This window comes from Microbispora catharanthi, assembly GCF_006334915.2.
Classification (GTDB): domain Bacteria; phylum Actinomycetota; class Actinomycetes; order Streptosporangiales; family Streptosporangiaceae; genus Microbispora; species Microbispora catharanthi.
In genome coordinates this window covers 124,334-139,073 of record NZ_VDMA02000003.1, presented here as the reverse complement: position 1 = coordinate 139,073, position 14,740 = coordinate 124,334, and the positions used below count along the sequence as shown (strand labels likewise).

The following is a 14,740-nucleotide window of genomic DNA, read 5'->3' as shown; positions in this document are numbered from 1 at the left end:
GTGGCATGAGTGGTGCCGGAGGGGCCCGGTTCGAGCCCGACCGGCTCGACGACCAGGCATACCTGGTGGAGGGCGACCCCTCCGGCGTGCTCCGCTCCGTCGCGTCGTCGGCCGCCCAGGTGCGGGCGGCCTACCGATCGGCGGTGGAGAACGGCGTGGCCCGGGTCGGCCGGGACGGCCGACCCCGCGCGATCGTCGTGGCGGGCGTGGGCGCCTCCGCCCTCGTGGGCGACGTGCTCGAGGCGCTGTGCCGGTATGGCGCCCCGGTCCCGGTGGTGACGGTGCGCGGCCACCGGCTGCCCGGCTGGGTCGGCGCCGCCGATCTCGTCATCGCCGTCTCCCGCTCCGGCAGGACCGAGGAGACCGTCGCCGCGACCGCCGAGGCCGTACGGCGCGGGTGCGCGCTCGTGGGCGCGGGCGCGCCCGACACGCCGCTGTCGGCCCTGGTCGAGCGCGCGGGCGGGCCGTACGTGCCGGTGGGCGGGGCGACCGGGGTGGCCGGGCAGCCGAGGGCCACCCTGTGGTCGCTCATGGTGCCGCCGATCCTGGCGGCGGCCGCGCTCGGGCTGCTCCCGGCCGGGGAGAGCGAGTTCGAGTCGGTGGCCAAGCGGCTGGAGGACCTGGCCCATCGGTGCCGCCCGTCGAGCGAGTCGTTCATCAACCCCGGCAAGACGCTGGCGATGGACCTGGCCGGGACGCTTCCGGTCATCTGGGGCACCTCGCCGCTGGCCGCGGTGGCGGCCCACCGCCTGGCCGACCGGCTGAGCGAGGACGCGGGCTACCCGGCCATCTGGGGGGAGCTGCCCGAGGCCGCCCACAATCAGATCGTGACGTTCGACGGTCCTCTCGCCGGGCGGGACATCTTCGCCGACCCGTTCGCCGACGAGGCGGGGGAGGGCACGCGCCTGCGCCTGTTCCTGCTGCGCGACGTGGAGGAGCACCCGCAGGTGACCAGGTCCCGCACGGCCGCCGTACGGCTGGCCGAGGACCGGGGGGTTCCGGTGTCCGAGATCCTGGCCGAGGGCGTGCACCCGCTGGACCGGCTCGCCGCCCTGGTCGGCCTGTGCGACTACGCGAGTGTCTACCTCGCTCTCGGGTACGGGACGGACCCGGCGTCGGCCGCGGCGGCGACGGAACTCCAGGCCAGGATTTCCCAATAGGATCGCCTCGGCCGATTGAAATGAGGAGTTCAACGTGAGTGCGGGTGGCGGTACCAAGGCGATCCTCGCGGCGCTCGGCGCCAATCTCGCGATCGCTGTGGCGAAGTTCGTGGCGTTCCTGTTCACCGGGTCGTCCTCGATGCTCGCCGAGTCGGTCCACTCCGTGGCCGACTCCGGCAACCAGGCGCTGCTGATGCTCGGCGGCAAGCGCGCCGCCAAGGGGAGGACCCGCAAGCATCCCTTCGGCTACGGCCGGGAGCGCTACTTCTACGCGTTCGTGGTGGCCGTGGTGCTGTTCACGATCGGTGCCCTGTTCTCCCTGTACGAGGGCTGGCACAAGATCGCCGACCCGCAGCCCGTGGAGTCGCCGGTCTGGGCCTTCGCGGTGCTGATCTTCGCGATCGTCGCCGAGGGTTTCTCGTTCCGTACGGCCATCAAGGAGTCGAGCGCGCTCAAGGGCGACCACTCCTGGGTGGCGTTCATCCGCAGGGCGAAGGCCCCCGAACTTCCGGTCGTGCTGCTGGAGGACTTCGGCGCGCTGCTCGGCCTGGTCTTCGCGCTGTTCGGCGTGACGATGGCCGTGGTCACCGGCAACGGCGCGTGGGACGGCGTGGGCAGCCTCGTCATCGGCCTGCTGCTCGCGGTGATCGCGATCATCCTGGCCACCGAGACCAAGTCGCTGCTGATCGGCGAGAGCGCGACGCCCGAGGTGGAGGACAAGATCTGCGCCGCCCTGGAAGCCGCCCCCGAGGTCAGCCGGGTCATCCACCTGCGCACCCTGCACCTCGGCCCGGAGGAGCTGCTGGTCGCCGCCAAGATCGCGGTGGAGCACGACGACACCGCCGGCGAGGTGGCGCGAGGCATCGACGAGGCCGAACGGCGCATCCGCGAGGCGGTTCCGATGGCCAGGGTGATCTACCTGGAGCCGGACCTCTACCGGGCGGACGCGGCCTCGGAGCAGCACGCCGGGGCATAACCCCTGTTACGGGGTAGCCGTATTTCCTTGCGCACCGTAATTGAAATGTGATGCTCAGTCACTTCAGTGCGGGCGGTACCGGTCGGTAACTTTACCTTTACATTACGGCTGGTTTACCCCCGGAGGTGACTCATGATTCAGGGACGCGTGCGGTGGAAACGATTCGCCCTCGTCTTCGTGCCCGCGCTCGCGGTCGCCTCCGTGCTGGTCGGCGCGACCGCCGAGGGGGCGATCGGCGCGTCGTTCGTGGTCTCGGGTGACACGTTCAAGGTCTCCGCGGACACGCTGCAGGGTCAGGGCTTCGTGCAGTACGGCAGCACGGTCGAGAACAAGAAGGGCCAGAAGATCCCGGTCGCCGTCTCCGGCATCCGCAGGGCCACCCTGACCAACATGTGCCAGACGGTGCTGGTGAAGTCGCCCGTCGGCGCCGTGACCATCCGGATCACCGCCGGCACCGGAAAGGACCCGGTGATCGCCGAGAACATGATCGTCGACGCCACCCAGATCGAGGGCAACGCGGTCTTCACGAAGCTGGAGGCGGGCCGCGACGCGAGCTCCCTCGACCAGGTGCCTGAAGGCCAGGGCGCGGCGGGGATGTTCGGCCAGCAGGCCGCAGGGGTCACCATCAAGGACTTCCGGCAGGTCTCCTGGGCGGTCAACGCGGCCACGTTCAAGCTGCCCGGGCTGAAGCTGGCCGTGGAGCCTGGCGCGCACGAGTGCTTCTGATGGAGCGGCCGGTGAAATGGCGGCGGTCACGGCCGTTCTGGGGCGGGCTGCTGGTGCTCGCGGCCGGCCTGGAGTTGCTGAGCATCCCGTTCGCGACCCAGGCCCTGCCGCTCGTCATCCAGTCGGGCACGGTCGGCGCCACCTACCTGATCGCGCTGGTGCTGATCATCCTGGGCCTGATGATCTGGCTCCAGCCCGGCCAGCGGGCCTTCCTCGGCGTGGTCGCCGTACTGGTCTCGATCGCGTCGTTCGTCTACGCCAACCTGGGCGGCTTCCTGATCGGCATGCTGCTCGGCCTGGTCGGAGGCGCGCTCGCGGTGGCCTGGGCGCCCGCGGAGACCACCGAGGCCGGTGCCGCGCCGATCGAGCCCGCCGCACCCCGCGCGCCGGCGGAAGGGGGAATCACCTTCACCGAGCGCCGGGTGGTCAGCGGGGACGAACTTCAGGAGGCCACCCGGCCGCAGCAGCCCGTGGAGCCCGCGGGCGAGGGCCCGCGCGTCCTGGTCGCCCGCGTCCGCCGCGAGGCCGATCCTTCCTCCGGCAAGCGCGAGGACGGCCCCGGCGACTCCGACGAGAGCCCCGATGACGGCCCCGACGACGGTGGCGTACGTCCGGACGACGGCGGGCGGGGCGACACGGGTCCGGGCCCCGCGGCCAAGGCGCTGGCCATCGCCGTGCTGCCCGTCATCCTGGCGGCCGGGACGGGCATGGCGCGGGAGGACCCCGGACCGGGCGGGCAGGGCGGTTCCCTCCTGCCCGGTGTCGTCCCGAGCGCCGTTCCCGGCGGTCTGTCCGACGCCCTCCAGGGCGTCCTGCCCAGCGCGGTCCCCACGGCCCTGCCGACGACCCTGCCCACGAACCTGAAGGACGCCGTGGGGTCGCTCACCGGCAGGAAGAGTCCCTCGCCGTCGCCGGGGGCGGACGGCCAGGACGAGCCGGGGGGCTCCTCCGCGCATGGAGCGGTGACGGTCGCGACCGAGACGGCCGCCGTCCGCGCGCCCTCGCTGACCATGACCGGGATGAAGTTCACCGGCGTGGTCGAGATGCCCACCGCGACCGGCACCGTCAAGATGCTCCGCTTCACCATGGACAAGGCCGTGCTGGAGCAGCCCCAGCAGACCATGGGCCCGACGACGCTGACCGGCAGCACGTTCACCTTCGAGGGCAACGTGGTGATCTGCACGACGAAGATGACCGCCAAGCTCCTCGGCGTGCCGCAGGAGTTCACGGCCGATCACCCCAACCTGCTGGTCAGGGCACTCAAACTGGTGCCGTCCCTGAACGTCCCGCTGACGATGACCGACATCGTCAGCGAGCAGCCGTACGTCACGGCCGACTCCCTGCGGGCGGACGACCTGCACCTCGTGGTCGGCGCCTGACCTCCGAGCGCCTGACTTCGAGCGCCTGGCTCACCGGTGCCGCAGCAGCCGCAGGGCCTTCTCCTTCTCGAAGTCGAGCGCCCGGCGCGGCGCCTGGATTCGCCCGATGCGCACGCCGAGGTCGCGTACGGCCTGGGCCACCGCGGGCTCGGACAGCGCCCGGAGCGCGAAGGCCAGTTCGGCCGGCGAGACGTCGAACCGCCGCTCCAGCTCCATCGCCTGGCGCACCGCCTCCAGTTCGTCGGGCCCGAAGCGCCGGTGGGCGCCCTTGTCCCGTACGGGCGGCAGCAGGCCGAGAGCCTCCCGGTAGCGCAACATCCGGGGGGACATGCCGAGCCGCCTGGCCGCCTCGGTGATGCGCATCGTGCCTCCGGTCCCCGTTCCTGGGGTCCACGCTAGACAGTCCTGCGGCCCTCCGGCACCCGTCAGCGAGGGAATCTCACATTCTTGTGTCAGGTTCGCGGGCCTGCGTATGCGCTCCTGCGTCCGCGACGCCTAAACTCGCACCGACGGACAACGGAGGAGACACTCATGGACTTCAAGGTCGCCGACCTTACGCTTGCGGAATTCGGCCGCAAAGAGATCCGCCTCGCGGAGCACGAGATGCCGGGCCTCATGGCGACCCGCAAGGAGTACGCCGCGGCGCAGCCGCTGCGCGGCGCGAAGATCATGGGCTCGCTGCACATGACGATCCAGACCGCCGTGCTGATCGAGACGCTGGTCGCGCTCGGCGCCGACGTCCGCTGGGTGAGCTGCAACATCTTCTCCACCCAGGACCACGCCGCCGCCGCGGTCGTCGTCGGCCCGAACGGCACGGTGGACAACCCCTCCGGTGTCCCGGTCTTCGCCTGGAAGGGCGAGACGCTCGAGGAGTACTGGTGGTGCACCGAGCAGGCCCTCCGCTGGCCCGACGGCTCCGGCCCCAACATGATCCTGGACGACGGCGGCGACGCCACGCTGCTCGTGCACAAGGGTGTGGAGTTCGAGAAGGCCGGCGCCGTGCCGGTCGCCGGTGAGGACGACCCCGAGGAGTGGGCGGTCATCCTCGACACGCTCCGCCGCACGGTCTCCGCGGACAAGTGGTGGACCCGCGTGGCCGAGGGCATCAAGGGCGTCACCGAGGAGACCACGACCGGCGTGCACCGCCTCTACGAGATGCACAAGTCCGGCACGCTCCTCTTCCCGGCGATCAACGTCAACGACTCGGTGACCAAGTCGAAGTTCGACAACAAGTACGGCTGCCGCCACTCGGTGATCGACGGCCTCAACCGTGCCACCGACGTGCTGATCGGCGGCAAGGTCGCCGTGGTCTGCGGCTACGGCGACGTGGGCAAGGGCTGCGCCGACGCGCTCCGCGGTCAGGGCGCCCGCGTCATCGTCACCGAGATCGACCCGATCTGCGCGCTCCAGGCCGCCATGGACGGCTTCCAGGTCACCACCCTGGAGGAGGTCGTCGGCATCGCGGACATCTTCGTCACCTGCACCGGCAACTACGGCATCATCAGCGCCGAGCACATGTCGCAGATGAAGCACCAGGCGATCGTGTCCAACATCGGCCACTTCGACAACGAGATCGACATGGCCGGCCTGGGCCGCATCCCGGGCATCAAGAAGATCAACATCAAGCCGCAGGTCGACGAGTGGGTGTTCCCCGACGGGCACTCGATCATCGTGCTCGCCGAGGGCCGCCTGATGAACCTCGGCTGCGCCACCGGCCACCCGTCGTTCGTCATGTCGAACTCGTTCACCAACCAGGTCATCGCCCAGCTCGAGCTGTTCACGAAGACCGACGACTACCCGGTCGGCGTGTACGTGCTGCCCAAGCACCTCGACGAGAAGGTCGCCCGCCTTCACCTCGACGCGCTCGGCGTGAAGCTGACCACCCTGAGCAAGAAGCAGGCGGAGTACATCGGCGTCGACGTCGAGGGCCCGTACAAGCCGGACCACTACCGCTACTGACGGTCACTCGCACGACGACGGGGGCGTGGGCCCGGCCCGCGCCCCCCGTCAGGAGGCAGACGGCGTGATTCAGCCGGACATCGCGGCGGACAGCGCGGAGGCCGGAGAGCGGCGCATCGAGTGGGCGGCCCGGTCGATGCCCGTCCTCCAGGCGATCGGCGCCGGTTTCGGCGCCGACCGGCCGCTCGGCGGCCTGCGCATCGCCGCCTGCTTGCACGTGACCGCCGAGACGGCGGTGCTCCTCGGGGCGCTGCGGGAGGGAGGCGCCCAGATCGCCCTGGCCGCGTCCAACCCCCTGTCCACGCAGGACGACGTCGCCGAGGCGCTGAGAACGTACGGCATCGCCGTGCACGCCCGCGCCGGGGTGGACAAGGCGACCTACTACCGGCACATCCACCAGGCGCTCGACATCGCGCCGAACGTCGTGCTCGACGACGGATGCGACCTCGTCAACACCCTGCACACCGAGCGGGTCGAACTCCTCGACGGCGTCATCGGCGGCTGCGAGGAGACCACGACCGGGATCATCCGGCTGCGCCAGATGGCCTCGGAGAACGCGCTGCGCTTCCCGATGGTCGCGGTGAACGACACCCGGACCAAGCGGATGTTCGACAACCGTTACGGCACCGGCCAGTCGACGCTCGACGGCATCATGCGGGCCACCAACGTCCTGCTGGCGGGCCGCACCGTGGTCGTGGCGGGCTTCGGCTTCTGCGGCCGGGGCGTCGCGGAGCGGGCCAAGGGCCTCGGCGCGCGGGTCATCGTCACCGAGATCGACCCGGTCAAGGCCCTCGACGCCGCCCTGCAGGGCTACGACGTACGGCCGATGAGCCTGGCCGCCGAGACCGGCGACGTGTTCGTGACCGTCACCGGCAACCGCGACGTCATCCGCGCCGAGCACATGGCCGCGATGAAGGACGGCGCGATCCTCGCGAACGCGGGCCACTTCGACGTCGAGATCGACGTACGGGCACTGGAGGAGATGGCGCGCGAGGTGCGCTTCGGGATCCGGCCCAACACCGACGAGTACGTCCTGGAGAACGGCCGCAGGCTGCTGCTGCTCGCCGAGGGGCGCCTGGTGAACCTGACCGCCGCGGAGGGGCACCCGGCCGCGGTGATGGACATGTCGTTCTCCGCCCAGGCCCTCGCCGTCGCATGGCTGGTCCGGGAGTCGGTCCGGCTGGCTCCCGGGGTGTACGACGTCCCGGCCGACATCGACGCCGAGGTGGCCCGCCTGAAGCTCGCCGCCGCCGGGATCTCGATCGACGCGCTCACCGACGAGCAGGAGGAGTATCTCCACTCCTGGCGCCTCGGGTCCTGAGGCCACCGCGGCCGTCACATCGGCTGGTCGCCCGGCCTGCGCTTCACGGCCGGCCACACCACCGCCAGCGTGTACGCGCACAACACGGCGAAGCCGGCCCAGCCGGGGAGCGGGAAGTATCCGGCGGACGGCGCGTAGTGGGCGATCACCTGCGGATACTCCACTGCCGTCTGCTTGACGGCGAAGCCCGCTGCCGGGGTGAGCCGCAGCAGCCATCGCGACACGACGTCGGGCAGGAACGGGACCGCGGTCACCGCGTAGGGCACGGCGACGAGCGACAGCGCGAGGACGACGGCCGCCCAGCCACGCCGCAGCAGGACGCCCAGTCCGTACGACAGGACACCGCAGAGCGCGAGCACCGCCGCGATCCCGACGACGACCCGGACGCCGGTCAGCGGAGAGACCAGCTGCACGGGGACGCCGTTGCCGCTCAGGATCGCGACACCGGCCGGCAGGACCACCCCGACGGCGGCGAGCCCGGTCACGAAGGTCGCGGCGCCGACCACCACAGCCCGAGCGGCCAGAACGCGGCGAGAGGCCGATGTGCCGGCCCGGGCGCCGAATCGGGCGGCCAGGACGACGACGATGATCAGTGCGATCACCAGGCCGGACAGCAACCTCTCGACGGTGCTCTCGCCCTCGCTCCCGCTCGGGCCGATGTCACCGGTCCCGCTCACGGTGATGACGCCGTCCTTCTCGACCACGCCGGATGCGTTGTGGTACTTCTCCCAGTCGGTGTGGTTCATCTCGCCGACGGCCTCGCTGCGCCACGCGCCGGCGGACGCGCCCGCCAGGGTGACGTGATCGAAGACGCCGGTGGCCTGGGTGAAGCGGACCTCCTCGACCGCTCCGCCCAATCCGACCTTCCGCAGCGTGAGGTCGCCGGGGGACGCGGCGAACAACCCGACCTGCGCCGTCTCCGGGAGTCCGGCCAGCTTCACCGTCCCGACGGTGTGCCAAAGCCGGCCGTCGGCCGACTCGGCGCCGGTGACGGTGTCGCCGGATCGCGTCAGGCGCAGCCAGCGCGGGTATCGCGGCGAGAGGCCGCCCGCGCTCCCGGCGATGTCGTTGCGGTAGTCGTACTGCATCCGCACGCCGTGGCCGCCGGTCATCATGAGCGCCGCATAGGAGGAGCCCTGCCGGACGCCGTCCTTGACGATGATCCCGGCCTTCGCCCACGGCACCAGGCCCGGGACGATCTTGTCGTGGTCGGGCGGAGGGTAGGTGATCGTGCCGGTCATCGAGGTCATCCGTACGGTGATGGAGCCCCGCGGGCCGAGGTCGTGGTGCAGGAACCAGAACTGGTCGCCGACCGTCGACCCGTCCGCGGCGATTCCATCCCTCGGGCAGGGCCCGTCGCAGGACGTCTGGCTGCCGAAGGCGTAGAGCAGGCCGGCGGCGATCACGACGAGCGCCGCCGCGGTCAGGGCGATCAGCCGGGCGGGGCGGCGGAAGGCCGTCCATTCCCGGTGAAGAAGTTCTCCGGTGAGCATGTCGTCGTTCTACGGGGGCGGGCCTAACACCATCAGAACCGCTCCTGTCACCCTGTTGTTAGGTCCGGCCGGGCATCCTGGAGGCGTGATCAGGCTGCGCAACGGGACCGTGGGACTCCGGTTCACAATCTTGTACGCCGGAGTGTTCCTCATATCCGGAATCGGGCTGCTGGCTCTCACCTTCCTGCTCGCCGGCGGGGGAAGGTCCACCGCCCCCGCGGGCCTGCGACCACCCGCCGACGGCGGCACGGACGCGATATACCAGCAGGTTCGCCATCTGCAGGAGCAACTGGCCGAGGTGAACGCGCAGCACTCCCGGCAGCTGCTGATCGGTTCCCTGCTCGCGCTGACGGTGATGGCGGTCGTCTCCGTGCTGGCCGGCCGGGCGCTTGCCCGCCGGGTGCTGCGCCCGCTGCGGGTGATCACGGCGGCGACCCGGCGCATCTCCGCCGACAACCTTGACCAGCGGCTGGGCGTCAGCGGCCCGGCGGACGAGGTGAAGGACCTGGCCGACACCATCGACGGCCTTCTGGAGCGGCTGGAGGCGTCCTTCGCCGCCCAGCGCCGGTTCGTCGCCAACGCCTCACACGAGCTGCGGACCCCGTTGGCGACCATGCGGGCGTCGGTGGACGTCGCGGTGGCCAAGCCCGGTGCGGCGCCGCAGACGCTCGCCCTGGGCGACCGGCTGCGTACGCAGCTGGACCGTGTGGATCAGCTGCTCGACGGCTTCCTCATGCTGGCCCGCGCGCAGCACGGCACGCTCGCCGGCGCCGCTGAGGTCGACGTGGCCCGGCTGGTCGCGCAGGCGGTGAGCGACCGCGGGGCCGGGATCGCGGCGAGACGGCTGAGCGTGACCGAGGATCTGCGGCCCGGCATGCTCATCCGGGGCGATACCGCCCTGCTTGCCCGGATGGTGGAGAACGTGATCGACAACGCCGTGGCGCACAACGAGGAGGACGGCTGGATCCAGGTGGAGACCTTCCGGGAGGACGCCGAGGTCCGGCTCGTTGTGCAGACCGGCGGACACGTACTCGACCAGCGGGACGTGGACCGGCTCGCGCGGCCCTTCGAGCGGCTCGGCGCCGATCGAACCGGATCCGAGAACGGCTCCGGCCTCGGGCTGTCCATCGTGGCGGCGATCGCGGCGGCGCACGGCGGGCGGCTCGAACTGCTCGCCCGGCCGGAGGGCGGCCTGCGGGTGTCGATCGCGCTGCCGTACGTCCCGGTCCCGGCCGAGGTGCGGCCGTGAGGATCCTGGTCGTCGAGGACGAGCGGTCGCTCGCCGAGGTCGTCGCCGAGGGCCTGCGCGACCAGGCGATGGCCGTCGACATCAGCCACGACGGGTTGTCCGCCGCCGCCAAACTGGACCTCACGGCGTACGACGTGGTGGTCCTGGACCGCGACCTGCCCGGCCTGCACGGCGACGCGCTCTGCCAGATGATCACCGAGCGGCCGGACCGCCCGATGGTGCTGATGCTGACCGCGGCCGGGACACCCGACGACCGCGTCAGCGGCCTGACCCTCGGCGCGGACGACTACCTCGTCAAGCCGTTCCACTTCCCGGAGCTGATCCTGCGCATCCAGGCGCTGGCCCGCCGCAGGCCGAGCGCGCAGCCGCGGACCCTGCACGCCGCCGGGATCGAGCTGGACCCGGTGCGCCGGACCGCGGTGCGCGACGGCCGGCGGCTGAACCTCTCCGTGAAGGAGTTCGCCCTGCTGCAGGCGCTGATGCGGGCGAGTCCCGGCTTCCTCAGCACGGAGGCTCTGCTGGAGCAGGTCTGGGACGAGAACGCGGACCCGTTCACCAACACGGTGACCGTGACGATGGGGCGGTTGCGCCGCAAGCTCGGCGAGCCACCGGTCGTCACGACGACACCGGGCGTGGGGTATCGGCTCGCCTGAGCCTTGCCGTGCGGGGCGAACGGTGTGGCGTCTCAGGTGCTGAGAGCTCGCGCGACAGTAAGGCTGTCCTCGTAGATGTGATAGCGGGTGATGAGCCCGTCTTCGACGGTGAGGTGCAGCGCGAAAGGCGAGGTGTAGGCGGTGCCTCCGGCCCGGACCGTCTGCGCGATCTCTCCGAGCACGACGGCGTGCGTCCCGTCGACCAGGATCCGCGTCACGGACGTGCCGTTGAGTTCGGGCACGTGATGGGCCTCCAGCGACCGGAAATGGTCGGCCACCTCGGCCCGGCTGGACCGGGGCCGGATCCAGGGAACCGCCGAATGCCCCTCGGCGGGCCAGGAGAGCCGCCAGTCCACGGGCTCGGCGAACAGCTCCGCCGTGCGGTCGTGATCGCCCTCCGCCATGCGGCGCAGCAACTCTTCCACGACGTCATAAGTGTCACTACTCATGCCGCAACTCTTGTGGACTCGGGCGCGATGGGTCGATTACCGGTGAGGTAACGCGACCGGTGACGTGGCGCGACCGGCGAGGTGAAGCGCGGGGGAGGGTCAGGTCCCCTGCATCTCGCGCATCCGCCGGATCTCGGCGGTCTGTTCGGCGATCACGTCGGTGGCCCACTGCTCGACCGTGAGATGCGAGCCCTCGGTGAGCGCGCGGGTTGCCATCGTGATGGCGCCCTCGTGGTGGGCGACCATCATCTGGAGGAACAGACCGTCGAACGTGACGCCGGACGCCGCCCTGAGCGCGTTCATCTGCTCCGGGGTGGCCATGCCCGGCATGTCGTGGTGGTCCGCGTGGTGGTCGGGCCGCGGGAGGCGTTCCCGGTCGAGCCAGGACGTCATGACGCGGATCTCCGGCTCCTGCACGTCATGGATGCGGGCCGCGAGCGCCTTCAGCTTGGCGGAGGAGGCCCGTGAGGCCGCCAGGGCCGCCATGTCCAGCGCCTGCCGGTGATGGACGATCATGTCCTGGACGTACCGCACGTCGGCCGCGTTGATCGTGGGGGAGGGGACCGCGGTGGCGGCCTCGGCGGGGCTCAGGGTCCTGGCCTCCTCGCCGGGCCGGCCGGGCGCGATCACGGGGGCGGTCGAGACGGGGGCACTCTCGCGTACGTCCTCCGCGCAGGCGCTCAGGAAGAACGCGGCGCCGGCCGTGAGGACGAGCCCCAGTCGCGCCCCGCCCTGCCATGCGATTCGCACCCTGCCTCCCTGTCACGGAGCGTATGGAGATCACGACGCTAACCCGACATGGGCAATAGGTCAAAGGGCGACATGTGCCAGTTTTCTTGACAGATTGACGACTGGCGGGACATCCCTGTCAAAGGTGACGATCTGATCATTTATCTCCCTCTTATATGGAGGACAGCGAGTTGTTCACCTTACGCCGCAGCGGTCGTGCGCTGGCCGTGGCAGGAGCGGCGGTCGTCCTGGCCCTGTCCGCAGGTCCCGCACAGGCCGCCGACGTGCTGGCCCCGGACGAGATCGCGATGAGCCCGAACGTCACGCACGTCGCGAACGTCCCGACCCCGGCCGCCCTGACGGGCACCATCAACACCGACATGGCCTTCCAGGGCGACTACGCCTATGTCGGCAACTACGGCGGGTTCACGATCTTCGACATCGGGAACCCGAAGCGGCCCGCGGTGGTGAGCTCGGTGGTCTGCCCCGGCTCCCAGATGGACATGTCCGTGTACGGCGACCTGCTGTTCGGGTCCGTCGACTCCTCCCGCAACAACGACTCGTGCGCCAGCACGGCCCAGCCGGCGTCGGTCAAGGAGTCCTGGGAAGGCGTCCGCATCTTCGACGTCAGCGACAAGTCGAACCCGAAGTACATCAAGTCGGTGGAGACGAACTGCGGGTCCCACACCCACACCCTCGTGCCGGACATGAGGGGCGAGAACGTCTACATCTACGTCTCCTCCTACAGCCCGTCGGCGGCCTTCCCCGACTGTCAGCCGCCGCACGACCTGATCTCCATCATCAAGGTCCCGCTGAAGAACCCGACCGCCGCGTCCGTCGTGGCGGCGCCCGTGCTGTTCCCGGACGGCGGCAACCCGGGTGACAAGCAGCCCTACCCCTACGGCACGTCCGCGACGACCGGCTGCCACGACATCACCGCCTACCCGGAGAAGGGCCTGGCGGCGGGCGCCTGCATGGGCGACGGCATCCTGATGGACATCCGCGATCCCGAGCATCCGAAGGTCCTCGACGTCGTGCGCGACGACGAGAACTTCGCCTTCTGGCACTCGGCGACGTTCAACAACGACGGCACCAAGGTGGTCTTCACCGACGAACTCGGCGGCGGCGGCGCGGCGACCTGCAACGAGGCGATCGGCCCGAACCGCGGCGCCGACGCCGTCTACGACATCGCTCCCGGCAACAAGCTCACCTTCAGGAGCTACTTCAAGATCGGCCGCTACCAGGCCGACACCGAGAACTGCGTCGCGCACAACGGCTCGCTGATCCCGGTCAAGGGCCGCGACATCATGGTGCAGGCGTGGTACCAGGGCGGCGTCTCCATCTGGGACTTCACCGACTCCGCGCACCCGCAGGAGATCGGCTACTTCGAGCGCGGCCCGTGGTCGCAGCCGCTGAGCGGCGGCTTCTGGTCGGCCTACTACTACAACGGCTACATCTACGGCAGCGACTTCAACAAGGGACTCGACGTCCTGAGGATCGACGACCCCCGTACGAACCAGGCCAAGAGCGCGAAGACGGACATCCTCAACGTGCAGAGTCAGGGCTCGTACCGCGAGCACGGCAGGCATTAGCCACACAGAAACGGAGGCGGGCATCTCCGGTGCGGCCTCTCCCTCAACGCACCGGCGATGCCCGCCTCAACCCCACTGCAGGTATGCCCCATGACCTGCAATGACCACAGGTGCCCCGCAAATCGGGGTCTACACCTAAACGGGTGGAACAAATCCTCCCGATGTCGTCGGAGTCTCTCCGCGCGGCGGTCCCGCCTCCCGCGGCGGGGCCGGCGTCGGCACGCCGTACCCCTGCGGGCCGTATCCCTGCGGGCTCTGCCCCTGGGGGCCGTACGGCGGGGGCGTGGAACGAGCCCGGGCGAGCCGCATCTCCTCACGGCGCCTGCGTCCGGCCAGCACGGCGGCCAGATAGGCGTACGGCGGAACGCCGGGCGGGGGCGGCGGCGCCACCTGTGCGCTGATCTGCCCGGCCACACGCAGCCCCATCTCGTCCCGTGTCCGCGGGCTGAGGTCGTGCCACCGGGACAGGTACTGCCGGGCGGTGTTGGCCAGGTCGTCGGACAGCCCGGACAGCTCCAGCGTCGCGGCCCACGACGCGAGCGACGGAGGCATCTCCGGCGGCGGGGCCTGGTGCGGCGAACGCTCCCCGATGACGGTCGTCCCCGCGAAGACGTCCCCGAGGCGTTTGCCACGCTGGTTGAGGAGTGACGTGATGAGCGCGGGAGCGCCGACGAACGTCCAGAACTCCAGGAACCCGGCGAGCCCGCGGAACAGCGCCTGCCGGAAGCGCTCCGGCCCGCCGTCGTCGCTCACCACGCGCAGGCCGAGGGCGAGCTTGCCCAGCGAGCGGCCCCTGGTGATCGTCTCGAACGCGACCGGATAGCCCACCGTGACCAGCACGACGAACAGGATGAGCAGGCCGGTGGCCAGCGACTCGTCGGTCACCAGGGATGCCTGCGCGACCAGCACGACGGCCAGGATGATCACGGCCCACTGGACGGCCCAGTCGATGAGGAAGGCCAGGGCGCGGCTGGGAAGCTGGGCGACGCGAACCTCTACGACGACCGCCTCGCCGGTCACGACTTCGGACACACTGCGCACCCTACTGGCTCTC

14 protein-coding genes are annotated in these 14,740 nt (G+C 70.6%); 9 read left to right on the top strand and 5 right to left on the bottom strand.

The annotated features are described in order from the left end of the window. Positions 1–5: 5 nt before the first annotated feature. From FH610_RS06385 to FH610_RS06370, 4 genes are all read left to right on the top strand, one after another. Positions 6–1,160: an SIS domain-containing protein gene (locus FH610_RS06385; protein ID WP_139573362.1), complete on the top strand. Its 1,155-nt coding sequence runs from the start codon at positions 6–8 to the stop codon at positions 1,158–1,160. Between the two features lie 34 nt (positions 1,161–1,194). Next, on the top strand, positions 1,195–2,136 hold the full coding sequence (locus tag FH610_RS06380) for a cation diffusion facilitator family transporter (protein WP_139573361.1): 942 nt from the start codon (positions 1,195–1,197) through the stop codon (positions 2,134–2,136). A gap of 132 nt (positions 2,137–2,268) precedes the next feature. Continuing rightward, positions 2,269–2,862: a DUF6230 family protein gene (locus FH610_RS06375; RefSeq protein ID WP_139573360.1), complete on the top strand. Its 594-nt coding sequence runs from the start codon at positions 2,269–2,271 to the stop codon at positions 2,860–2,862. Positions 2,863–2,873: 11 nt separating this feature from the next. Then, complete coding sequence (locus tag FH610_RS06370; protein ID WP_139573359.1) at positions 2,874–4,241, top strand: DUF6114 domain-containing protein; 1,368 nt, start codon at positions 2,874–2,876, stop codon at positions 4,239–4,241. A gap of 30 nt (positions 4,242–4,271) precedes the next feature. On the opposite strand, the gene FH610_RS06365 is transcribed toward FH610_RS06370, so the two are convergent. Further along, on the bottom strand, positions 4,272–4,604 hold the full coding sequence (locus FH610_RS06365; protein WP_079313289.1) for a MerR family transcriptional regulator: 333 nt from the start codon (positions 4,602–4,604) through the stop codon (positions 4,272–4,274). Positions 4,605–4,772: 168 nt separating this feature from the next. On the opposite strand from FH610_RS06365, the gene ahcY reads away from it, so the two are divergent. Beyond that, positions 4,773–6,200, top strand: coding sequence for an adenosylhomocysteinase (ahcY, locus tag FH610_RS06360; RefSeq protein ID WP_139573358.1), 1,428 nt, complete (start codon positions 4,773–4,775; stop codon positions 6,198–6,200). Positions 6,201–6,264: 64 nt separating this feature from the next. Further along, positions 6,265–7,521 (top strand): adenosylhomocysteinase, encoded by a 1,257-nt coding sequence (locus FH610_RS06355; protein WP_139573357.1) that lies wholly within the window; start codon positions 6,265–6,267, stop codon positions 7,519–7,521. A gap of 14 nt (positions 7,522–7,535) precedes the next feature. Here FH610_RS06355 and FH610_RS06350 read toward each other — a convergent pair whose 3' ends face one another. Beyond that, positions 7,536–9,014, bottom strand: a complete 1,479-nt coding sequence (locus FH610_RS06350) for a DUF1349 domain-containing protein (RefSeq protein ID WP_139573356.1) — start codon at positions 9,012–9,014, stop codon at positions 7,536–7,538. Positions 9,015–9,099: 85 nt separating this feature from the next. On the opposite strand from FH610_RS06350, the gene FH610_RS06345 reads away from it, so the two are divergent. Together FH610_RS06345 and FH610_RS06340 are read left to right on the top strand one after the other, a co-directional pair. After that, positions 9,100–10,263, top strand: coding sequence for a sensor histidine kinase (locus FH610_RS06345; protein WP_240808798.1), 1,164 nt, complete (start codon positions 9,100–9,102; stop codon positions 10,261–10,263). Next, on the top strand, positions 10,260–10,916 hold the full coding sequence (locus FH610_RS06340) for a response regulator transcription factor (protein WP_139573355.1): 657 nt from the start codon (positions 10,260–10,262) through the stop codon (positions 10,914–10,916). Before FH610_RS06345 ends, FH610_RS06340 begins: the two co-directional genes overlap by 4 nt. Before the next feature lie 32 nt (positions 10,917–10,948). On the opposite strand, the gene FH610_RS06335 is transcribed toward FH610_RS06340, so the two are convergent. Beyond that, positions 10,949–11,365 (bottom strand): nuclear transport factor 2 family protein, encoded by a 417-nt coding sequence (locus FH610_RS06335; protein WP_139573354.1) that lies wholly within the window; start codon positions 11,363–11,365, stop codon positions 10,949–10,951. A gap of 99 nt (positions 11,366–11,464) precedes the next feature. Continuing rightward, positions 11,465–12,115, bottom strand: a complete 651-nt coding sequence (locus FH610_RS06330) for a DUF305 domain-containing protein (protein ID WP_240808797.1) — start codon at positions 12,113–12,115, stop codon at positions 11,465–11,467. 170 nt (positions 12,116–12,285) lie between these two features. Between FH610_RS06330 and FH610_RS06325 the strand changes: the two genes are divergently transcribed. After that, on the top strand, positions 12,286–13,686 hold the full coding sequence (locus tag FH610_RS06325; protein WP_139573353.1) for an LVIVD repeat-containing protein: 1,401 nt from the start codon (positions 12,286–12,288) through the stop codon (positions 13,684–13,686). Between the two features lie 135 nt (positions 13,687–13,821). On the opposite strand, the gene FH610_RS06320 is transcribed toward FH610_RS06325, so the two are convergent. Beyond that, entirely contained in the window at positions 13,822–14,718 is an 897-nt protein-coding gene (locus tag FH610_RS06320; protein ID WP_240808796.1) for an RDD family protein, read from the bottom strand. Between the last annotated feature and the right edge of the window lie 22 nt (positions 14,719–14,740).